The sequence below is a fragment of the Streptomyces sp. NPDC056600 genome (genome assembly GCF_042792855.1).
Taxonomy (GTDB): domain Bacteria; phylum Actinomycetota; class Actinomycetes; order Streptomycetales; family Streptomycetaceae; genus Streptomyces.
In genome coordinates this window covers 1-20,880 of sequence record NZ_JBHTVQ010000052.1, presented here as the reverse complement: position 1 = coordinate 20,880, position 20,880 = coordinate 1, and the positions used below count along the sequence as shown (strand labels likewise).

Genomic DNA, 20,880 nt, shown 5'->3' with positions numbered 1-20,880 from the left:
GCGTCGTCGGCGGACGGCGCCGGAGCCGAGGCGCCCCCGCTCACCCCCGGGGCGGCTCCGGACGCAGCACCGCGAAGCGGGCGCCGTGCGGGTCCGCGAGGCGGGCCATCCGGCCGACGCCCTCGACGTCGACCGGACCGAGGTCCACCGAGCCGCCCCGCTCACGGGCACGGCCGGTCACCGCGTCGACGTCCGTCACCGCGAAGTAGGGCAGCCAGTGCGTGCCGCCCTCCGCCGGGTCGTCCGCCGAGCCGACCAGACCCCCGAACGTCGCGTCCTCCCCGACGCCCGCCGGGTTGACAGCGGTGTAGACGCCGCCCGGGAAGGAGACGGAGGAGGTCTCCCAGCCGAGCGCCGAGTGGTAGAAGCCCGCCGCCCCCGCCACGTCCGTGGTGTGCAGTTCCACCCAGCACAGGGCCCCGGCCTCGCCGGTGACCTCGAGCCCGGTCAGCGTTCCCGCGTGCCACACGCCGAACGACGCCCCCATCGGGTCGGCGAAGATCGCCATGCGGCCCTTGTCCATGACGTCGTCCGGCTCCATCAGCACGGACCCCTTGGCCCCGCGGACCGCCCGCGCGGTGGCGTCCACGTCGTCGGAGCCGAAGTAGACCGTCCACGCGCCGGAGGCGTCACGGGTCTCCATGCCGCCCGCCACCGTCCGGCCGCCCGAGGTGAAGAACCCGTAGCCCCCGGCGTCCGGGCCGGCCGAGCCGAACTGCCAGCCGAAGAGGCCGCCGTAGAAGGTCATCGCCACGTTGATGTCGGGCGTCCCCAGATCGACCCAGTTGGGGGAGCCGGGGACGAAGGCGGTGGTCAGCATCGTTGCCTCACGATCGTCAGGGGTGCGCGGAGCGCGGCGCGCGCGCCGCGGGTACCGCCGAGTGTGCACCGCGCACCCCCGCCGACCGTGGAGTCACGGCCGCTCCAGGTCCTCCCGGGTGACCTCGGTCAGCTCGCCGTCGGCCATCAGCCACCGGGTGACGCCGATCGAGTCGAGGAACGGCAGGTCGTGACTGGCCACCAGCAGCGCCCCCCGGTACCCCTCCAGCGCCCGGGTCAGCTGCCGCACGCTCGCCATGTCCAGGTTGTTGGTGGGCTCGTCGAGCATCAGCAGCTGCGGCGCCGGCTCCGCCAGCATCAGCGCGGCCAGCGCCGCCCGGAAGCACTCGCCGCCGGACAGCGACCCGGCGAGCTGCTCCGCCCGCGCCCCGCGGAACAGGAACCGGGCGAGCCGCGCCCGCACCTCGTTGACGGTGGCGCCGGGCGCGAACCGCGCCACGTTGCCCGCGACCGACAGCTCCTCGTCGAGGATGTCCAGCCGCTGCGGCAGGAAGCGGGCCGGCACGTGCGTGACCGCCGCGCCCTCCACCGGCGCCAGCTCGCCCGCCAGGGTCCGCAACAGCGTGGTCTTGCCGGAACCGTTGCGGCCGACCAGAGCGACGCGCTCGGGCCCCCGCACCTCGAACACGCCGTCCAGGGACGCCCCGTGGACCACCCGCAGGTCCTCAAGGGTGAACACGGTCCGGCCCGGCGGGACGGCCGTGGCGGGAAGGTCGACGCGGATCTCGTCGTCCTCACGCAGGGCGAGCTCCGCCTCGTCCAGCCGCTCCCTGGCCCCGGCGAGGCGTTCCTGGTGCATCGCCCGATGCTTGCCGGCCGACTGCTCGGCCGCGTTCTTGCGCAGCCCCATCACGATCTTCGGCTCGCGCTTCTGCTCGTTCATCTTCTGGCCGTACTTCTTACGCTTGGCCAACTTGGTCTGCGCCTCGACCAGTTCACGCTTCTGGCGGCGCACGTCCGCCTCGGCGGCGCGCACCGTGCGCTGGGCGGCCTCCTGCTCGGCGGCCAGCGCCTCCTCGTAGGCGGTGAGGTTGCCGCCGTACCAGGTGACCTCGCCGGCGCGCAGATCGGCGATCCGGTCGGTCAGCTCCAGCAGTTCGCGGTCGTGACTGACCATGACCACGACGCGGGAACCGCCGCCCCAGCCCGCCACGGTGTCGTAGAGCCGGCGGCGCGCGAAGACGTCCAGGTTGTTGGTGGGCTCGTCCAGCAGCAGCACGTCGGGGCGGCGCAGCAGCAGCGCGGTGAGCCGCAGCAGCACCGACTCGCCGCCGGACAGCTCGCCGACGGCGCGGTCCAGGCCCAGGTGGCTTAGGCCGAGTTCACCCAGGGTGGCCAGGGCGCGCTCCTCGACGTCCCAGTCGTCGCCGACGGTCTCGAAGTGCTCCTCGGAGACGTCGCCGGACTCGATGGCGTGCAGCGCGGCGCGCTTGGCCTCGATGCCCAGCGCCTGGTCGACACGGAGCGAGGTGTCGAGCGTGACGTTCTGCGGGAGGTAGCCGAGCTCGCCGGTCACCCGGAGGAACCCGTCGGTCGGGATGAGCTCCCCGGCGATCAGTTTCAGCAGGGTGGACTTCCCGGCGCCGTTGACGCCGACCAGTCCCGTGCGGCCGGCGGTGAAGGAGACGTCCAGCTCCTCCAGGACCGGGGTGCCGTCCGGCCAGGCGAAGGACAGGGACGCTGCGGTGACGGAAGGTGCGGAGGTGGTTGACACGTGGCCTCGCGGTGGTGTGATGCGGTCGGGTGATCGCGTATCGAGACACCGTGCCGAGGCCGGGAGAGAGAAAAGGCCCTGCAGGCGGAGGACGGCTCATGGCGTCCGAGGTCGCACACGCGACGCGAACAGCCCCGGGGTACACGGGGGTGCGGCGCGGTGTCTCATGACCTCAGACGAGCAACGTCCTTCTCCGATCGACGGCAGCAGAAGCACCCCCAGGGTACCCGGACCGCCCGACGCGGGGCGAGTCGTTTTCGCCCGGCCCCCTCAGAGCACGTCGCGCATCAGCTCGGCCAGGTCCTCGTCGAGGTCCAGGTGCAGGTGCTCACAGCCGAACGGCACCACCGCGGCGGAGGCGGCGAGGAACCGGCGCAGCTCGTCGGTCGCCACGTGCACCACCGCGGCGCCCTCGGGGGAGTGGAACTCCAGCGCCGTACGCCCCTCCGCGTAGGGCAGCACCCGCACGTCCCCCAGACCGTGCGCGTCACGCAGCCCCTCGGTCAGCAGCTCCCGGGCGAACGTCCAGCACACCTCCACCCCCTCCAGGGTGGCAGGGCCGGGGAAGGTCATCCGCACCGCTAACGGGTCGTCGGTGTCGTAGTGCAGCGTCGACGGGATCACCGTCATCCGCGGAACCGCGGCGACGAGACGGGCCTGAACCGGGTGCTCGATGACGGTGGACAAGACGGCTGCTCCCCTGGAAGTCGACTGACCGGACGCCGGGCTGGTCGGACCCGCGCAATGGAACAGAGGCCGGACGGCGGAAATCCGTACACCCCCGCCACGTGACCTGCGTCACCGAGGCCATTCCCCCCGCCACCATTCCCCCACGGCATCTCCAGGACTCGTCCCCCGCATCGGCGTTCCCATGCGCCCTGCGCCGTCGCGCCGTCCGGTCTCCGCCGCATGGCGCCCCCTCCATGACCGTACGGAACATGGGTATCCGACCTGTCTCCGCAGATTCCCGACATGCCGACATGAAGGAGTGCGTGACCATGCCCCGTGGTTCCAGCCCCAAGCGGGAGAGGCAGTACGAACACATCAAGGAGAGCGAGAAGTCCCGCGGCGCCTCCACCGACCGCGCCGAGGAGATCGCCGCACGCACGGTCAACAAGGAACGCGCCCGCTCCGGCGAGTCGAGGACCGCGAGCCGCACCTCCACCCAGGACATGTCGTCCGGCAAACGGGGAGGACAGCGCTCCGGCAGCGGCTCGCAGGGGCCGACGTACGACCAGCTCTACCAGGAGGCGCGGAAGGAGAACGTCCAGGGCCGCTCCGACATGAACAAGGAGCAGCTGCGCAAGGCCCTGGGCAAGTGACCGCCGAGGGGCCGTAGTCTCTTCGGCCGTGACCGACACCCAGGCCGTCACCGCGGCCACCGCAGGAGTTCCCGAGGGCTGGCCCACCACCGAGGAGGCCGCCCTGGCCGTCCAGGAGGAGCTGCGCGCGCGGCTCCTCCTGGACGAGGAGGGCCCGCCCCCGGGAACCGGCCCCGTCACCGGCGTCGACGTGGCCTACGACGACGGGCGCGGGGTGGTCGCGGCCGCCGCGGTCACCCTGGACGCGGCCACCCTCGAGGTGACCGGCCGCGCCGTCGCCGTCGGGCCGGTCCCCTTCCCCTACGTCCCCGGGCTGCTCGCCTTCCGCGAGGTCCCCGCCGTCCTGGCCGCCCTGGAAGCCCTCCCCGGCCCGCCCGGCCTGGTGGTCTGCGACGGCTACGGCCTCGCCCACCCCCGGCGCTTCGGCCTCGCCTGCCACGTGGGGGTGCTCACCGGACTGCCCGCCGTCGGCGTCGCCAAGAACCCCTTCGTCCTCGCCGCCGACCCGCCCGGCCCCGGCCGCGGCGACCACACCCCGCTGCGCCTGGACGGGGAGGAGGTCGGCCGGGCGCTGCGCACCCGCGCGGGCGTGAAGCCGGTCTTCGTCTCGGCCGGCCACCGGATCTCCCTGGACGACGCCTGCGCCCACACCCTGGCGCTGACCCCCCGCTACCGCCTGCCCGAGACCACCCGGCACGCCGACGCCCTGTGCCGCAGGGCGCTCAGGGAGGCCCTGGCGCGGCCGTGACCGCCTCCGGGAACCGCTGCACGACCGGCATCCGACTGAGCGCTTGCTTTCCAGGCTCTTGTGCGGTGCCCCCCGCCTTCGTAGCATCACCGGTGTTACATCAGTTGTGTCACATGCGGGCCGGGGTCGCACCGGGACCGCGCGCCGCGAACAGTGGGGGCTGAGATGACGGTGGCGAACACGCCACGAAGCCCGGGAGACGGCCCCGGGACGGGCGGTCCGCGAGGACCGCTGGACGGTGTGCGCGTGCTGGAACTGGCGGGCATCGGCCCCGGCCCGTTCGCCGCCATGCTGCTGGGCGACCTCGGCGCCGACGTGGTCCGGGTCGACCGGCCCGGTGGCATCGCCGTCGCCCCCGACCCCCGGTACGACGTCACCCACCGCAACAAGCGGTCGGTGGTGCTCGACCTCAAGTCGCCCGACGGTGCCGAGCGCGTCCTCGACCTGGCCGAACGCGCCGACATCCTGGTCGAGGGCTACCGCCCCGGCGTCGCCGAACGCCTCGGAGTGGGCCCCGAGGCGTGCCACGCCCGCAATCCGCGCCTGGTCTACGGCCGGATGACCGGTTGGGGCCAGGACGGCCCGCTCGCCGACCGGGCCGGCCACGACATCTCCTACCTCGCCCCCACCGGCGTCCTCGGCATGATCGGCGAGGCCGGCCGGCCCCCGGTGGTCCCGGTGAACCTGCTCGGGGACTTCGCCGGCGGCTCCCTCTACCTGGTCACCGGCGTGCTCGCGGCCCTGCACCACGCCCGCGCCACCGGAGCCGGACAGGTGGTCGACGCCGCCATCGTCGACGGCGTGGCCCATCTGTCGGCGCTGATCCACGGCATGCTCGCCGGCGGGCAGTGGCAGGACCGGCGCGGGGCCAACCTGCTCGACGGCGGCTGCCCCTACTACGGCGTGTACGCCTGCGCGGACGGGGGGCACATCGCGGTCGGCGCCCTGGAACCGCAGTTCTACGCCCGGTTCCTCGACCTGCTGGGCCTGCCGGAGTTCCGGGACGCGCACGTCGACCTGTCCCGCTGGCCCGCCCTGCGGGAGGCCGTCGCCGCGCGCTTCGCGACCCGTGACCGCGACGAGTGGGCGGCCGTCTTCGAGGGATCCGACGCCTGCGTGGCCCCGGTCCTCTCGCTGCGCGAGGCCCCGCACCACCCGCACCTCGCCGCCCGGTCGACCTTCGTCGAGCACTCCGGCATCGTCCAGCCGGCGCCCGCCCCGCGCTTCTCGCTCACCCCGGGGAGCGTGCGGACCGGCCCGGTGCGCTCCGGATCCGGCACCGAGGAGGTGGCCCGCGACTGGGACCTGCCCGCCCTCCTGGCCGGCTCCCGCGACGACCACGCCGACGGCCACGCCCATGACGGTGCCGCCATGGGCCACGCCGCGGGCGACCGCGCCGACGACCGCCGCACCCCCGACCACGACCGCCCCGCCGCACCCGACGACCACTCCGCACCCCTGCGAAAGGCTGACCAGTGAGCACCGAAGCGTACGTCTACGACGCGATCCGCACCCCCCGCGGGCGCGGCAAGGCCAACGGGGCCCTGCACGGCACCAAGCCGATCGACCTCGTGGTCGGACTGATCCACGAGATCCGCGCCCGTTTCCCCGACCTCGACCCCGCGGCGATCGACGACATCGTGCTCGGCGTGGTCAGCCCCATCGGCGACCAGGGCTCCGACATCGCCCGCACCGCCGCCATCGCCGCGGGCCTGCCCGACACCGTCGCCGGCGTGCAGGAGAACCGCTTCTGCGCCTCCGGTCTCGAGGCCGTCAACATGGCCGCCATGAAGGTCCGCTCCGGCTGGGAGGACCTGGTCCTGGCCGGCGGCGTGGAGTCCATGTCCCGCGTCCCGCTGGGCTCGGACGGCGGCGCCTGGGCGATGGACCCGATGACCAGCCTGGAGACCGACTTCGTCCCGCAGGGCATCAGCGCCGACCTGATCGCCACCCTGGAGGGCTTCTCCCGCCGCGAGTGCGACGAGTACGCGGCACTGTCCCAGGAGCGGGCCGCCACCGCCTGGAAGGAGGGCCGCTTCAAGCGGTCCGTCGTCCCGGTCAAGGACCGCAACGGATTCACCGTGCTGGACCACGACGAGTTCATGCGCCCCGGCACCACCGCCGACTCCCTCGCCAGGCTCAAGCCCTCCTTCGCCGCCATCGGCGAGATGGGCGGCTTCGACGCCGTCGCCCTGCAGAAGTACCACTGGGTCGAGTCGATCGACCACGTCCACCACGCGGGCAACTCCTCCGGCATCGTCGACGGCGCCGCCCTGGTCGCCGTCGGCAACAAGGAGACCGGCGAGCGGTACGGCCTCACCCCGCGCGCCCGCATCGTCTCCGTCGCCGTCTCCGGCTCCGAGCCCACCATCATGCTCACCGGCCCCGCCCCCGCCTCCCGCAAGGCGCTCGCGAAGGCCGGCCTGACCATCGACGACATCGACCTGGTCGAGATCAACGAGGCCTTCGCCGCCGTCGTCCTGCGCTACGTCAAGGACATGGGGCTCTCCCTGGACAAGGTCAACGTCAACGGCGGCGCCATCGCGCTCGGCCACCCGCTCGGCGCGACCGGCGCGATGATCCTCGGCACCCTGATCGACGAACTGGAGCGGCAGGACAAGCGCTACGGCCTGGCCACCCTCTGCGTCGGCGGCGGCATGGGCATCGCCACCGTCGTCGAACGCCTCTGACACAGCCCGGCGGAACCACGAGACCTCACGAATCCAACGGAGAGACCCCCGTCATGACCGACAGCACCGCCATCCGCTGGGAGAAGGACGAGACCGGCGTCGTCACGCTCGTCCTGGACGCCCCCGGCCAGTCCGCCAACACCATGAACCAGGCGTTCCGCGAGGCGCTGCACGCCGTCGCCGACCGCCTCGAGGCCGAGAAGGACTCGATCCGCGGCGTCGTCGTCACCTCCGCCAAGAAGACCTTCTTCGCCGGCGGCGACCTGCGCGAGCTCATCAAGGTCACCCCGGAGACCGCCCGCGACCTCTTCGAGGGCGGCCTGGAGATGAAGCGCGACCTGCGCCGCATCGAGACCCTCGGCAAGCCGGTCGTCGCCGCGATCAACGGCGCCGCCCTCGGCGGCGGCTACGAGATCGCCCTCACCTGCCACCACCGGGTCGCCCTCGACGCGCCCGGCTCCAAGATCGGCCTGCCCGAGGTGACCCTGGGCCTGCTGCCGGGCGGCGGCGGCGTCGTGCGCACCGTCCGCAAGCTCGGCATCACCGACGCCCTGCTCAAGGTGCTGCTCCAGGGCACCCAGTACAGCCCGCGCCGCGCCCTGGACAACGGCCTGGTCGACGAGGTGGTGGACACCCCGGAGGAGATGACCGCCCGGGCCCGCGCCTTCATCGACGCCCACGCCGAGTCCGCCCAGCCCTGGGACCTGCCGGGCTACCGCATCCCCGGCGGCTCCCCGTCGAACCCGAAGTTCGCCGCCAACCTGCCGGCCTTCGCGGCCAACCTGCGCAAGCAGACCAACGGCGCCCCCTACCCGGCCCCGCGCGCCATCCTGGCCGCGGCGATCGAGGGCTCCCAGGTCGACTTCGAGACCGCCCAGGTGATCGAGTCCCGCTACTTCGCGGAGCTCGCCGCGGGACAGACCGCCAAGAACATGACGCAGGCGTTCTTCTTCGACCTTCAGGCCGTCAACTCCGGCGCCAACCGCCCCCAGGGGATCGAGCCGCGCAAGGTCACCAAGGTCGCCGTGCTCGGCGCGGGCATGATGGGCGCCGGCATCGCCTACTCCTGTGCCATGGCCGGCATCGAGGTCGTCCTCAAGGACGTCTCCGCCGAGGCCGCCGCCAAGGGCAAGGCCTACTCCGAGACGCTGTGCGCCAAGGCCGTCTCCCGCGGCCGCACCACCCAGGAGAAGGCGGACGCCCTGCTGGCCCGCATCACCCCGACCGCCGACGTCCAGGACCTGGCCGGCTGCGACGCGGTGATCGAGGCGGTCTTCGAGGACACCGGGCTCAAGCACAAGGTGTTCCAGGAGATCCAGGACGTCGTCGCCCCCGACGCGCTGCTGTGCTCCAACACCTCCACCCTGCCCATCACCGAGCTCGCCGAGGGCGTCGAGCGCCAGGCCGACTTCATCGGCCTGCACTTCTTCTCCCCGGTCGACAAGATGCCGCTGGTGGAGATCATCAAGGGCGCCCGCACCGGCGACGAGGCCCTCGCCCGGGCCTTCGACCTGGTCCGCCAGATCCGCAAGACGCCGATCGTGGTCAACGACTCGCGCGGCTTCTTCACCTCCCGCGTCATCGGCCACTTCATCAACGAGGGCGTAGCCATGGTCGGCGAGGGCATCGAGCCCGCCTCCGTGGAGCAGGCGGCCGCGCAGGCCGGCTACCCCGCCAAGGTGCTCAACCTGATGGACGAGCTGACCCTCACCCTGCCGCGCAAGATCCGCAAGGAGACCAGGGAGGCGGTCGAGGCGGCCGGCGGCACCTGGGTCTCCCACCCGGCCGAGGCCGTGGTGGACCGGATGGTCGACGAGTTCGGCCGCACCGGCCGCAGCGGCGGCGCCGGCTTCTACGACTACGTGGACGGCAAGCGGGCCGGCCTGTGGCCGGGCCTGCGCGAGCACTTCACCGAGCCGGGCCACCGCATCCCGTTCGAGGACATGCAGGAGCGCATGCTGTTCTCCGAGGCCCTGGACACCGTGAAGCTGATCGAGGAGGGCGTCCTCACCTCGGTGGCCGACGCCAACATCGGCTCCATCATGGGCATCGGCTTCCCGGCCTGGACCGGCGGCGTGCTCCAGTACGTCAACGGCTACCCGGGCGGCCTGCCGGGCTTCGTGGCCCGGGCCCGCGAGCTGGCGGAGAAGTACGGCGACCGGTTCCAGCCCCCCGCGCTGCTGATCGAGAAGGCGGAGAAGGGCGAGGTCTTCACCGACGCCCGCTGACCCCCGTGCAGCGGCTGCATGTGCGCCGACAGCGACCGCACCGACTCGGCGTCCCGCTCGGCCGACGCCTCGCGCAACAGCCCGGACAACGCCTGGGCGGCGGACCGGGAGTGCTCGGTGAGCACCGCGCGCGCCTCCAGCAGCGTCTCCTGGGCGAACGGCATGTCCAGCACCTCCACGCACAGGCGCAGCAGACCGGTGTCCACCCGGAAGGCGTCCTCGCCCTGGCGGTCCACCACGTCCAGCTCGGCCAGCCGTTCGAGGTCCTGGTCGTCCAGCGGGCGCCCGGCCAGGCGCTCCAGGCCCGCGCGGTCCAGCGTCTCGGAGTTCTCCGGGGCCCAGGAGGCCACCACGGCCCGCTCCAGGGCCAGGTCATGGGCGGTCACGTCGTCCGGCAGTCCGCGCAGGTGACGTTCGATGCCGGCCAGCGTCATGCCCTGCCGCTGCAACTCCTCGATCAGCGCCAGGCGCGCCAGATGCTCCGGACCGTACCTGCCGACCCGCCGGGGGCCGATCTCGGGCGGCGGCAGCAGCCCGCGCGTGCTGTAGAAGCGCACGGTCCGGACCGTCACGCCGGCGCGCGCGGCCAGCTCGTCGACCGTGAGCGTGGGCCCCTGGGTGTCGGTCCTCATGCGCAACAGTATTGCTGTCTCACCACCACTGCGAAAGACACGGTGTGAACTCCGCCACTGCGCATCGTCATGCGGAATGAGACATTCACTCCCGGCCCGCACCCGTAGGACGCCAAAAGCGCCGGTGGCGGGCCGTGTACCGTCCGACCCCCGCGCCACCAGCGCACCGGGGAGCAACAGAGTGGAACACGCGTGAGCAAGGACGTCGCGACCGCCACGGTCACGAAGCCCCTCGACGGCCCGGCGGCCACCCGCCCGGATGCGGAACCCCCCGGGGACGCCGGGGACGCCGGTTACAGCAAGGACCTCAAGGCCCGGCACATCAACATGATCGCCATCGGCGGGGCGATCGGCACCGGTCTCTTCCTCGGCGCCGGCGGCCGCCTGGCGAGCGCGGGCCCCGCCCTCGCCCTGGCCTACCTGGTCTGCGGCGTCTTCGCCTTCTTCGTCGTGCGGGCGCTCGGCGAACTCGTCGTCTACCGCCCCTCCTCGGGCTCCTTCGTCTCCTACGCCCGGGAGTTCCTCGGCGAGAAGGGCGCCTACGTCGCGGGCTGGATGTACTTCGTCAACTGGTCCACGACCGGTATCGCCGACATCACCGCGGTGGCCCTCTACACGCACTACTGGAGCCTGTTCTCCGACATCCCGCAGTGGGTGCTCGCCCTGGCCGCGCTCGCGGTCGTGCTCACCGCCAACCTGATCTCGGTGAAGTACTTCGGCGAGATGGAGTTCTGGTTCGCCATCGTCAAGGTCGCGACCCTGGTCGTGTTCATGCTGGTGGGCATCTTCCTGCTGGTCGCCGGACACGACGTCGGCGGCACCACCCCGGGCCTGTCGGTGATCACCGACAACGGCGGACTGCTCCCGCACGGCGTCCTGCCCGTCGTCCTGGTGATGCAGGGCGTGGTCTTCGCCTACGCCTCCCTGGAACTGGTCGGGACGGCGGCCGGCGAGACCGCGGAGCCCCGCAAGGTCGTCCCGCGCGCGGTGAACTCGATCATGTGGCGGGTCGGCCTCTTCTACGTCGGCTCCGTGGTGCTGCTCGCGCTGCTGCTGCCCGGCTCGGCCTACTCGGGCGACGAGAGCCCGTTCGTGACCGTGCTCTCCCGCATCGGCGTCCCCGCGGCCGGCGACGTGATGAACCTGGTCGTGCTGACCGCCGCGATGTCCTCGCTGAACTCGGGCCTGTACTCCACCGGCCGCATCCTGCGCTCCATGGCGGCGGCCGGCTCCGCGCCGCGGTTCACCGGCGTGATGAACCGCAACCAGGTGCCCTACGGAGGCATCCTGCTCACCGGTGCGGTCTGCGTGCTGGGCGTGGGCCTCAACTTCCTGATGCCGGGGCAGGCCTTCGAGATCGTGCTCAACGTGGCCTCGTTGGGCATCATCAGCACCTGGGTGATCATCATGGTCTGCCACCTGGTGTTCGTCCGCCGGGCCAGGGCCGGACTGCTGACCCGGCCCGCCTTCCGGCTGTGGGGCAGTCCGGTGACGGAGATCGTCACCATCGCCTTCCTGCTCGCCGTGCTGGCCCTGATGTGGGGCGACCCCGAGGTCGGGCGCAGGACGCTGCTGCTGATCCCGGTCGTCGCCGCCGCGCTGGTGGCCGGCTGGTTCGCCGTCCGCCGTCGCGTCACCCACCCGGAGGACGCCGGGGGGTCGGCCCCGGAGCGGGGCTGACCCGCGCCGTGTGCGGCCGGGACGCCCGCCCGGCCGCACACGGGGAGCGACACCAGGATTACGCAGGTGAGAAACGCGGGATAGGTGGTAGCTGCGTAGCGGAACCAGACCAAGATCCGCTCGGCGAAAGGTGCCGCAGTGTCGCAAGACGTTCCCGACCCCTCGCAACACCACCACAAGGGCTCCCTGCCCGGCACCGAGGCCGGCCTGCCCGGTCCTCAGCACCAGGGCACCGACTGGGTGGTCTTCGGGGTGACCGCGGCGCTGACCCTCTCCTTCGTCCTGTGGGGCGCGTTCGGCACGGACTCGCTGGAGGACGTCTCCGGGACGCTTCTCGGCGAGCTGATCCACAACTGCGGCTGGGCCTTCGTGCTGGCCGCCTCCTGCTTCGTGATCTTCGCCCTCTGGCTGGCGATCAGCCGCTACGGCCGCATCCACCTGGGCTCGGAGCACGAGAAGCCGGAGTTCCGCACGGTCTCCTGGATCGCCATGATGTTCAGCGCCGGCATGGGAATCGGCCTGATGTTCTGGGGCGTCAGCGAACCGCTGGCCCACTTCGTCGACGCCCCGCCCGGCACCCGGCCCGGCAGCGTCGGCGAGCGCATGTCGACCGCCATGGCGACCACCCTCTTCCACTGGACCCTGCACCCCTGGGCCATCTACGCGGTGGTGGGCCTCGGCATCGCCTACAGCACCTTCCGCAAGAAGCGCCGGCAGACCATCAGCTCCGTCTTCACCCCGCTCATCGGACGCCGGCACGCCGAGGGGGCCGTCGGCCGGGTCATCGACATCCTGGCCATCGTCGCCACGGTGTTCGGCTCCGCCGCCTCGCTCGGCCTCGGCACCCTGCAGATCGGCTCCGGCATGCAGGAGGTCGGCTGGCTGGAGAAGGCCGGGACCGGGCTGCTCGTGGCCATCATCGCCGTGCTGACCGCGGCCTTCGTCCTCTCCGCCGTCTCCGGCGTCGAACGCGGCATCCAGTGGCTCTCCAACACCAACATGGTCCTGGCGCTGGTGCTCGCCGTCTTCGTCTTCGTGGCCGGCCCCACCATCGTGATCCTCGACCTGGTGCCCACCTCGCTCTTCGCCTACCTGGGCGACCTGCCGGAGCTGGCCGGGCGCACCGAGATCAGCGGGGGAGCGACCGTCGACGAGTGGCTGTCCAGCTGGACGGTCTTCTACTGGGCGTGGTGGATCTCCTGGACGCCCTTCGTCGGCATGTTCATCGCCCGCATCAGCCGCGGCCGCACCATCCGCCAGTTCATCGGCGGCGTCATCCTGGTCCCCAGCACGGTCAGCCTGATCTGGTTCGCCATCTTCGGCGGCTCGGCCATGCAGCTGCAGGCGCGCGACATGCTCGGCGACGCGTCCACGGTCGAGGGGCGGCTCTTCGCGGTGCTGCGGGAATACCCGATCGCCACGGCCACCTCGCTGCTGGTGATGATCCTGGTCGCGATCTTCTTCGTCTCCGGCGCGGACGCCGCCTCGATCGTGATGGGCACGCTGTCGCAGCGCGGCGCGCTGGAGCCGCAGAAGCCGCTGGTGGTCTTCTGGGGCGTGGTCACCGGCGCGGTGGCCGCGATCATGCTGCTGGTCGGCAGCGGCAAGGGGGACGCGCTCACCGGGCTGCAGAACCTGACCATCCTCGCCGCGGCGCCCTTCGTACTGGTGATGATCGGGATCTGCTGGGCGCTGATGCGGGACCTGCGGCGCGACCCGCTGATGCTGCGGGAGGAGGCGGCCAGCGAGGCGCTGGAGGACGCGGTGGTCACCGGCTACCGGAAGTTCGACGGCGACTTCGAGCTGCAGGTGCGACCCGCCCAGGGCAACGGCCCCGCCTCGGGCTCCACGATGGCCGACGACTCCCCGATCTGACGCTGCCCCACGGCCCGGACCCCGGCGGAGATGTGCGGGGCCCGGGCCGTTCGGTCGTCACCGAGGATCCAGGATCAAGGGGTGTCGCCGCAGGTGGGGTCGGCGAGGGCGGTCACGGTGTACGGGGGACGGCCCGGCGGCTCGTCGTTCTGGCTGTTGACCACGTAGAGACGGCAGCCGTGCACCGCGAGCGTGGTGGGCAGGTCGAGCTCCCCGTCGGTGAGGCGGTGGGTCACCGTGCCCGTCCGCAACTCGGCGTCGAGGCGGGCGATGTAGACGCCGTGCGGGGCGCCGTAGTTGAGCACGGCGTAGAGCGTCCGGCCGCGCAGCACCATGCCGTCGGCGCCGAAGGACTGGTCCCCGAGGTCGAGCGGGGTGACCTCCTTGTCGTCGGTGTCGACGCGCCACACGGCCTCGGTGCCGTTCGAGGCCACGAGGAGCGTGCTGCCCGACTCGTCGGCCACGATGCCGTTCAGGAGCCAGTAGCGGGCCGGGAACCGCGGGAACGCGGAGCGGATGTCCAGCCAGGGTTCGAGGGGGCCCAGTGTGGAGCCCCGGAGCTCCGCACGGTGGATGACGGGGTTGTCCCAGTCGGTCACGTACACCGCGTCCTTCGTCACGGCCAGGTCGTTGAGGCGGGGGGCGCCGAGCGGTCCCGCCTGTGCCGTACGGCCGGCGAGGAGCCGTCCGTGACGGTCGTGGACCGTCAACGTCGCGCCCCCGACCGACAGGACACGGCCGCGCCGGTCGGTGTGGACGCCCAGGGTGCTGGAGCGTTCCTCCAGTCCGCGCGCCGGGAACGGCTTCAGGTCCGGGTCGCCTACACGGCCCCGGTACAGGGTGCCCAGGCCGTCGGACGAGACGAACATCGTGCCGTTCGGTGTGACGGTGATCCCCTCGGGCAGGACACCGTCCTCCCGGGAGACGACGTAGGTGTCCGGCAGGTCCCGTGCGACGGCCGGGGCGGGCGCGCCGGCGAGGGTCGCGAGCAGGAGCGCGGCTGCGAGGCAGGCTGTTCGGGCGGGAACGCGGCGCATCGGCGTGACCTCCGGGGGGATGTGGCGGTGGGAACGGGGCATCGGCCCGGCGCCAAGTGGCGGGCGAGCGGCGGGACCAGGGCCGGCGGCGGGAAGGAGCCGGTCGGAAGGAGCGTGCGGGCTTCGCGCGCGGAACACACTGCCTTTCACCCCTGGGTGAAAGGCTCCGCCGGGCGGATAATCGGCCGGCATGATCCGCCTTCACTTCACCGCCGACGACCTGCGCCGGATCACGCTGGCTCCGGCGGCCAACGCCCTGTCCGAAACCGCCCTGAGCGTCCGGCTGAGCCTGCGCCTCGGGGCCCGGGGAGGCATGGGCCGAGGGGCCGTGCCCGCGCACCGCCCGCGGTCCGCCGCCCGGGAGTGGCACCGGTCCCTGCGTCCGGGCGCCGCCGCCCGGGCCGGTGTGCTCGCGGAACTGGTCGCCGAGGACGGGTTCCTCCCCGACTTCCTGCTCCAGCCCGCGGCGCACGACTTCGCGGAGGGCCTGGACGCGGCCGCGTCGACGCCCCCGGAGCGGCTGGCACTCGACCTCGGTGTGCCGGACGCCTTCGGCCGGCACGGCGGTCCGGCCCGCCCCGGCCGCTGGGCGCGCCAGCTCGCGCAGGGCCCGTCGGCCGCGACCCGCGCCCTGCGCGAGGACACCCGCCGCTACTTCGAGACGCACGTCGAACCGCTCTGGCCGCGGATCCGCCGCGACACCCTCGCCGACCGCGCGCTGCGGTCGGAGATGGTGCTCCGTGGCGGTGTCGACGCCCTGCTCACGACGCTGGGCACGACCTGGCGGTGGCAGCCGCCGACGCTGCACCTGCCCTCGCCGTCGACGTACGACGTTCCCCTCTGCGGACGAGGGCTGCTGCTCCTGCCGTCGTGGTTCACGACCGGACCGATGGTGATGTACCGCCCCGAGGCGTCGACCGTCCTGGTCTATCCCCTGCACGACGGGGCCGACGGCGCCGCCGACGACGGCCGGCCGGAGGCGCTCGCGGCACTGCTCGGCCGCACCCGGGCCCACGTGCTCGGCCTGCTGCGCTCCCCGGCCACCACCACGGCGCTCGCCGAGCGCGCCTGCGTCTCCCTCGCGGCGGCCAGCGGGCACGCGGCGGTCCTGCGGGCGGCGGGGCTGGTCGACACCGTCCGCACCGGGACGGCGGTCCTGCACAGCCTCACGCCCCTCGGACACGCCCTGCTGGAGGGCTGACCCCGCCCGCTGCCCGCCTGCCCGACCACGCCGCCACCCGGGCCGACTTCCCGGCGCCGGAACCGGCGCGGGGAGTCGCGAGGTCCGCGGGCGGCAGCCGGTCCCGGAACCGCGCCGTCACCCCGCCAGGGTCGCCGCCTCGTGGGCGCAGCCCCAGGCGACGGTGACGCCGGCGCCGCCGTGGCCGTAGTTGTGCACCAGCACACGCCCCCCGGCGCGGGTCTCCCGCTCCAGGCGCACCGACGGCCGCGCGGGCCGCAGCCCGACCCGGTGCTCCAGCACCCGCGCCCCCGCTATCTCCGGCCGCACCGCCGCGCACCGCGCCACGATCGCCTCGGCGGTCGCCGGATCCGGCTCGGTGGACCAGTCGCCCACCTCCGCCGTGCCCCCGAGCAGCAGCCGCCCGGGCTGCGGCAGGAAGTACGTGGAGCCCTCCCGGTCGTCGGCGACCGAGGTCAGCCAGGTGTCCACCCCCGGGTTCTCCACGACCACCAGCTGCCCCCGGACGGGATGGACCGAGCCGTCCGGCACCAGCTCCCGCGCCCCGAGCCCGGTCGCGTTCACCACCACCGGCGCCTCGGCGGCCGGCTCGTCCAGCGAGCGCGCCTCGCGCCGCTCCACCATCCCGCCCGCCGTGCGGAAACGTTCCCGCAGCCAGGGCAGATGGACCCGCATGTCGATCAGCGGCACCCGCGCCCACAGCCCGCCACCAGGACATTCCCCCGGCGTCGCCTCCCGCAGCCCGGGAACCCGCGCGGCCCAGGGGCCGAGCTCGCCGAGGAAGGCGCCGCCGTGGACACCCGCCACCATGCGCACCCCGGTCTCCTCCGGCCGGGCGGCCAGCGCGGCGTACACCTCGTAGGAGACCAGCGACCAGTCGCCGACCCGCTCCTCGGGCTCGATCCGGTACGGCCACCACAGGCCGCCCGCCACCTCCGAGGCGGCCGGCAGCGCGGAGCCCCGGTCCCACAGCCTCACCCGACGGCCGCTCTCCGCCAGCACCACGGCCGTGGTCAGGCCGATGACGCCGCCGCCGACGACGATCACTTCACCGTGTCGATCCCGTTCCATCCGCGGACCGTAACGGAATGCCGGGGACCGGGAACAGGGCGCCCGCACTGTGGGAATACTCGGACCATGGCTGCCGAGCACGCGACGCACGCGTCCTTCGCCCTCGCCCCCGCGACCCGCGCGGGCGCGGTCCTCGCCGACGGGGCGCACGTCACCCACCGGGACTTCACCGACTTCGTCGTCGACGGGCGTCCGCTGCTCTTCCGCCTCGCGGACCTGGACGCGGTCTCCCCGCTCGCCGCCGACGTGCCGCCGGTCATCTTCGCCGAGCAGGTGCGCGCGCTGCTGCTGGAGGCGCCGGCCCCGCTGCCCGGCGGGCGGTACCTCGTCTACGGCTGCCCCGAGTGCGCCGACCTCGCCTGCGGGGCGGTCACGGCGGTCATCGAGCGGGACGGCGAGGACTACGTGTGGCGCGACTTCGCCTGGCAGAGCGACGACCACCCCGACCTGCGGCTCAACGGCTACCACGGTCTCGGCCCCTTCCGCTTCCGCGGGGCGCAGTACCGCGAGGCCCTCACCAACCTCCTGGAGTCCGCCCGCGGCACCGAGGCGCAGGGCCGCCGGGTGCTGCTGATCGGCGCGCGGGCCGCCGTGCTCAACAAGCTCGCCGCCGCCCTGCGTTCCATCGGCATAGGGGCCGACATCGGCGACGACCCGGCCGAGGTGCCGCCGGAGGAACTGCGTGCCTACGGGGTGGTGGCGTTCGGACGCGCGGTGGGGGAGGAGCGGCGGCGCGAGGTGCGTGCCGCGTTCCGGCGGGCGGGGGCCGAGGTGGCGTACGTCGACGGCCTCGCCCCGGTGATCCCGCTGCTGGTGGCGCAGACCGAGGAGGCGCTGGACCGGCGCCCGGAGGACCGTCGCCGGCTCGCCGCGCTGCGGGCGACCGAGCGCGAGGCGGTGGTCGAGGTCAGCTCCGACTGCCGCGTGGGCCTCACCGTCTACCGCATGGACCGGCTCCGCCGCACCCACGAGCACATCGCCTTCGACAACGTGCTGTCCCGTGGCAGCCACCGGCTCCCGCTGGACCCCGGCGCGGTACGGGGCGACGCCTTCCTGGTCGCCCGCACCTCGGGCGAGGTCCGCGTCGCGGCCGTCCCGCACTGACGGTCGCGGCCGTCCCGCACTGACACCGGGGCCGGGGACGCTCCGCCCCGGCCCCGCCGCCCGAACCGGCCCGTGACCCGGCGGCCGACGCGGGAGCCGCCCCGGCCCGGGCCTCCCGACCAGAGGTGCCGAGGTCGCACCGTCCCTCGCCCTCGTCCGGCGGCCGGCGGGGGAGCCGCCGGCCGTACCGGCGCCCGGCGCGTGAGCCGCCCCGCCCAGTCGCCCCCTCCCGGCGGGGGTCACCCGACGGCAGGGGTCAGAGCAGGCCCGCCCGGCGCAGGGCGTCCGCCATCGCGCTGTCGGCGGGCGGCTGGGCGCGGCGGCCGTCCCCGCCGCCGCCCCGGCCCTCCTTCGGCCGGCGCTGCTGCGGCGGACGCTGCCCGCCGCGCTGCTGCTGCCGCTCGCCGCGAGCCGGACGCTCCGCGGTCTTCTCGTCCTCCAGACGCAGCGTCAGCGAGATCCGCTTGCGCGGGATGTCGACGTCCAGCACCTTCACCCGGACGATGTCACCCGGCTTCACCACGTCCCTCGGGTCCTTGACGAAGGTGCGGGACATCGCCGAGACGTGCACCAGGCCGTCCTGGTGCACGCCGACGTCGACGAAGGCGCCGAAGGCGGCCACGTTGGTGACCACGCCCTCCAGGATCATCCCCGGCTCCAGGTCGGAGATCTTCTCGACGCCGTCCTTGAAGCTGGCGGTGCGGAAGGCGGGCCGCGGGTCGCGCCCGGGCTTCTCCAGCTCCTTCAGGATGTCGGTCACCGTCGGCAGACCGAAGATGTCGTCCACGAACTGCTCGGGGCGCAGCGAGCGCAGCACCGAGGTGTTGCCGACCAGCGAGGCCACCTCCTGCCCCGTCGTCTTCACCATCCGGCGCACCACCGGGTACGCCTCCGGGTGGACGCTGGAGGCGTCCAGCGGGTCGTCGCCGCGGATCCGCAGGAAGCCCGCGCACTGCTCGTACGCCTTGGGTCCGAGCCGCGCGACCTTCTTCAGCTCCGAGCGCGAACGGAACGGCCCGTTCTCGTCACGGTGGCGGACGATGTTCTCCGCGAGCGAGGAGGAGATGCCCGAGACCCGGGCGAGCAGCGGGGTGGAGGCCGTGTTGACGTCCACGCCGACGCCGTTCACGCAGTCCTCGACCACCGCGTCCAGCGAACGGGACAGCTTCACCTCGGACAGGTCGTGCTGGTACTGGCCGACGCCGATCGACCGGGGGTCGATCTTCACCAGCTCGGCCAGCGGGTCCTGCAGCCGCCGCGCGATGGAGACCGCGCCGCGCAGCGACACGTCCATCTCCGGCAGCTCCTGCGAGGCGAAGGCGGAGGCGGAGTACACCGAGGCGCCCGCCTCCGAGACCATCACCTTGGTCAGGTTCAGCTCCGGGTGCCGGGCGATCAGGTCGCCGGCGAGCTTGTCGGTCTCCCGGGACGCCGTGCCGTTGCCGATGGCGACGAGCTCCACGGCGTGCTGCTTCGCCAGCCGGGCCAGCTTGGCGATCGCCTCGTCCCACCGGTTGGCGGGCACGTGCGGGTGGACCACGTCGGTGGCGACGACCTTGCCCGTGGAGTCCACCACGGCCACCTTGACGCCGGTGCGGAACCCCGGGTCCAGGCCGAGCGTGGCGCGGGTGCCGGCCGGCGCGGCCAGCAGCAGGTCGCGCAGGTTGGCGGCGAACACCCGCACCGCCTCGTCCTCGGCGCCGGTGCGCAGCCGCAGCCGCAGGTCGATGCCCAGGTGCACCAGGATCCGGGTCCGCCAGGCCCAGCGCACGGTGTCCTTCAGCCATTTGTCGCCCGGGCGGCCGCGGTCGGCGACGCCGAAGCGGTGGGCGACGATCCCCTCGAAGGACGAGGGGCCCTCCACCGGCTCCTCGGGCTCCAGGACGAGGTCGAGGACCTCCTCCTTCTCGCCGCGCAGCAGCGCCAGCACCCGGTGCGAGGGCAGCTCGGCGAACGGCTCGGCGAAGTCGAAGTAGTCGGAGAACTTCGCCCCGGCCTCCTCCTTGCCCTCCCGCACCTTCGAGACCAGCCGGCCCCGCGTCCACATCCGCTCGCGCAGCTCGCCGATCAGGTCGGCGTCCTCGGAGAACCGCTCAGTGAGGATCGCCCGGGCGCCGTCCAGCGCGGCCTGCGGATCGGCGACGCCCTTGTCCGCGTCGACGAACGCGGCCGCGGCGGCGAGCGGCTCCACCGACGGATCGGCGAGCAGCCCTTCGGCCAGCGGCTCCAGTCCCGCCTCGCGGGCGATCTGCGCCTTGGTCCGCCGCTTCGGCTTGAACGGCAGGTAGATGTCCTCCAGGCGGGCCTTGGTCTCGGCCTCCCGGATGCGGGCCTCCAGCTCCTCGGTGAGCTTGCCCTGCTCGCGCACCGACTCCAGGACGGCGGTGCGGCGCTCCTCCAGCTCCCGCAGGTACCGCAGCCGCTCCTCCAGGGTGCGCAGCTGGGCGTCGTCCAGCCCGTCGGTCGCCTCCTTGCGGTAGCGGGCGACGAACGGCACCGTCGACCCGCCGTCCAGGAGATCCACCGCGGCCTGGACCTGCCGCTCCCGTACGCCGAGTTCCTCGGCGATCCTGCCTTCGATGGACGCTGCCAGGGGTGTCGTCACGATCCCGTACCGCCTTCTGAAGCCTCGAGGTTGCGCGGCAATTCTGGCAGGTCGCGCGGGCGAGGGCGGTCAGGGCGTGCGGGCGACGGAGCTCAGGGCGTGTGCGGACGCGCGAAGGCCCGGCCGCGGGGGC

Annotated in this window: 15 protein-coding genes and 1 pseudogene; 9 read left to right on the top strand and 7 right to left on the bottom strand. The window is 73.3% G+C overall.

Annotated elements, in window-relative coordinates; translation table 11 throughout:
• Window positions 1–40: 40 nt before the first annotated feature.
• The 3 genes from ACFRAV_RS23630 to ACFRAV_RS23620 form a co-directional block, all read right to left on the bottom strand.
• Window positions 41–820, bottom strand: coding sequence for a VOC family protein (locus ACFRAV_RS23630; protein ID WP_382558254.1), 780 nt, complete (start codon window positions 818–820; stop codon window positions 41–43).
• Window positions 821–913: 93 nt separating this feature from the next.
• A complete protein-coding gene (locus ACFRAV_RS23625) occupies window positions 914–2,554 on the bottom strand; it encodes an ABC-F family ATP-binding cassette domain-containing protein (RefSeq protein WP_382558253.1) in 1,641 nt (546 codons plus the stop codon).
• Window positions 2,555–2,824: 270 nt separating this feature from the next.
• Window positions 2,825–3,241: an SsgA family sporulation/cell division regulator gene (locus ACFRAV_RS23620; protein WP_382558252.1), complete on the bottom strand. Its 417-nt coding sequence runs from the start codon at window positions 3,239–3,241 to the stop codon at window positions 2,825–2,827.
• 311 nt (window positions 3,242–3,552) lie between these two features.
• Between ACFRAV_RS23620 and ACFRAV_RS23615 the strand changes: the two genes are divergently transcribed.
• The 5 genes from ACFRAV_RS23615 to ACFRAV_RS23595 all read left to right on the top strand — a co-directional run bounded on the left by ACFRAV_RS23615 (window position 3,553) and on the right by ACFRAV_RS23595 (window position 9,542).
• Window positions 3,553–3,876: a plasmid stabilization protein gene (locus ACFRAV_RS23615; RefSeq protein ID WP_382558251.1), complete on the top strand. Its 324-nt coding sequence runs from the start codon at window positions 3,553–3,555 to the stop codon at window positions 3,874–3,876.
• Between the two features lie 28 nt (window positions 3,877–3,904).
• The gene (locus ACFRAV_RS23610) at window positions 3,905–4,624 is read left to right on the top strand and encodes an endonuclease V (RefSeq protein ID WP_382558250.1); all 720 of its coding nucleotides are present in this window, start codon (window positions 3,905–3,907) and stop codon (window positions 4,622–4,624) included.
• 165 nt (window positions 4,625–4,789) lie between these two features.
• Window positions 4,790–6,103, top strand: coding sequence for a CaiB/BaiF CoA transferase family protein (locus ACFRAV_RS23605; protein WP_382558249.1), 1,314 nt, complete (start codon window positions 4,790–4,792; stop codon window positions 6,101–6,103).
• Complete coding sequence (locus tag ACFRAV_RS23600) at window positions 6,100–7,314, top strand: acetyl-CoA C-acetyltransferase (RefSeq protein ID WP_382558248.1); 1,215 nt, start codon at window positions 6,100–6,102, stop codon at window positions 7,312–7,314. The genes ACFRAV_RS23605 and ACFRAV_RS23600 overlap by 4 nt, the downstream gene beginning before the upstream one ends.
• Before the next feature lie 53 nt (window positions 7,315–7,367).
• On the top strand, window positions 7,368–9,542 hold the full coding sequence (locus ACFRAV_RS23595; RefSeq protein WP_382558247.1) for a 3-hydroxyacyl-CoA dehydrogenase NAD-binding domain-containing protein: 2,175 nt from the start codon (window positions 7,368–7,370) through the stop codon (window positions 9,540–9,542).
• Window positions 9,543–9,550: 8 nt separating this feature from the next.
• Here ACFRAV_RS23595 and ACFRAV_RS23590 read toward each other — a convergent pair.
• Window positions 9,551–10,174: pseudogene (locus tag ACFRAV_RS23590) on the bottom strand (MerR family transcriptional regulator); the annotation flags it as partial.
• A gap of 192 nt (window positions 10,175–10,366) precedes the next feature.
• On the opposite strand from ACFRAV_RS23590, the gene ACFRAV_RS23585 reads away from it, so the two are divergent.
• Entirely contained in the window at window positions 10,367–11,854 is a 1,488-nt protein-coding gene (locus ACFRAV_RS23585) for an amino acid permease (protein WP_382558246.1), read from the top strand.
• 138 nt (window positions 11,855–11,992) lie between these two features.
• Window positions 11,993–13,729 carry a BCCT family transporter gene (locus tag ACFRAV_RS23580; RefSeq protein ID WP_382558245.1) on the top strand — a complete coding sequence of 579 codons (1,737 nt, stop codon included), beginning with the start codon at window positions 11,993–11,995 and terminating at the stop codon, window positions 13,727–13,729.
• Window positions 13,730–13,803: 74 nt separating this feature from the next.
• Here ACFRAV_RS23580 and ACFRAV_RS23575 read toward each other — a convergent pair whose 3' ends face one another.
• Window positions 13,804–14,766, bottom strand: coding sequence for a hypothetical protein (locus ACFRAV_RS23575; RefSeq protein ID WP_382558244.1), 963 nt, complete (start codon window positions 14,764–14,766; stop codon window positions 13,804–13,806).
• Window positions 14,767–14,956: 190 nt separating this feature from the next.
• Between ACFRAV_RS23575 and ACFRAV_RS23570 the strand changes: the two genes are divergently transcribed.
• Complete coding sequence (locus ACFRAV_RS23570; RefSeq protein ID WP_382558243.1) at window positions 14,957–15,967, top strand: ArsR/SmtB family transcription factor; 1,011 nt, start codon at window positions 14,957–14,959, stop codon at window positions 15,965–15,967.
• A gap of 117 nt (window positions 15,968–16,084) precedes the next feature.
• On the opposite strand, the gene ACFRAV_RS23565 is transcribed toward ACFRAV_RS23570, so the two are convergent.
• Window positions 16,085–17,038 carry an FAD-dependent oxidoreductase gene (locus ACFRAV_RS23565; protein WP_382558242.1) on the bottom strand — a complete coding sequence of 318 codons (954 nt, stop codon included), beginning with the start codon at window positions 17,036–17,038 and terminating at the stop codon, window positions 16,085–16,087.
• Between the two features lie 66 nt (window positions 17,039–17,104).
• On the opposite strand from ACFRAV_RS23565, the gene ACFRAV_RS23560 reads away from it, so the two are divergent.
• Window positions 17,105–18,142 (top strand): oxidoreductase, encoded by a 1,038-nt coding sequence (locus tag ACFRAV_RS23560; RefSeq protein ID WP_382558241.1) that lies wholly within the window; start codon window positions 17,105–17,107, stop codon window positions 18,140–18,142.
• Between the two features lie 256 nt (window positions 18,143–18,398).
• On the opposite strand, the gene ACFRAV_RS23555 is transcribed toward ACFRAV_RS23560, so the two are convergent.
• Entirely contained in the window at window positions 18,399–20,747 is a 2,349-nt protein-coding gene (locus ACFRAV_RS23555) for a Tex family protein (RefSeq protein ID WP_382558240.1), read from the bottom strand.
• Window positions 20,748–20,880: the final 133 nt, after the last annotated feature.

Bases quoted from the DNA above. Each gene is read 5' to 3' on its own strand.
- ACFRAV_RS23630 (WP_382558254.1), bottom strand. From the start codon at position 820: ATGCTGACCACCGCCTTCGTCCCCGGCTCCCCCAACTGGGTCGATCTG.
- ACFRAV_RS23615 (WP_382558251.1), top strand. From the start codon at position 3,553: ATGCCCCGTGGTTCCAGCCCCAAGCGGGAGAGGCAGTACGAACACATC.
- ACFRAV_RS23605 (WP_382558249.1), top strand. From the start codon at position 4,790: ATGACGGTGGCGAACACGCCACGAAGCCCGGGAGACGGCCCCGGGACG.
- ACFRAV_RS23595 (WP_382558247.1), top strand. From the start codon at position 7,368: ATGACCGACAGCACCGCCATCCGCTGGGAGAAGGACGAGACCGGCGTC.
- ACFRAV_RS23575 (WP_382558244.1), bottom strand. From the start codon at position 14,766: ATGCGCCGCGTTCCCGCCCGAACAGCCTGCCTCGCAGCCGCGCTCCTG.
- ACFRAV_RS23570 (WP_382558243.1), top strand. From the start codon at position 14,957: ATGATCCGCCTTCACTTCACCGCCGACGACCTGCGCCGGATCACGCTG.
- ACFRAV_RS23565 (WP_382558242.1), bottom strand. From the start codon at position 17,038: ATGGAACGGGATCGACACGGTGAAGTGATCGTCGTCGGCGGCGGCGTC.
- ACFRAV_RS23560 (WP_382558241.1), top strand. From the start codon at position 17,105: ATGGCTGCCGAGCACGCGACGCACGCGTCCTTCGCCCTCGCCCCCGCG.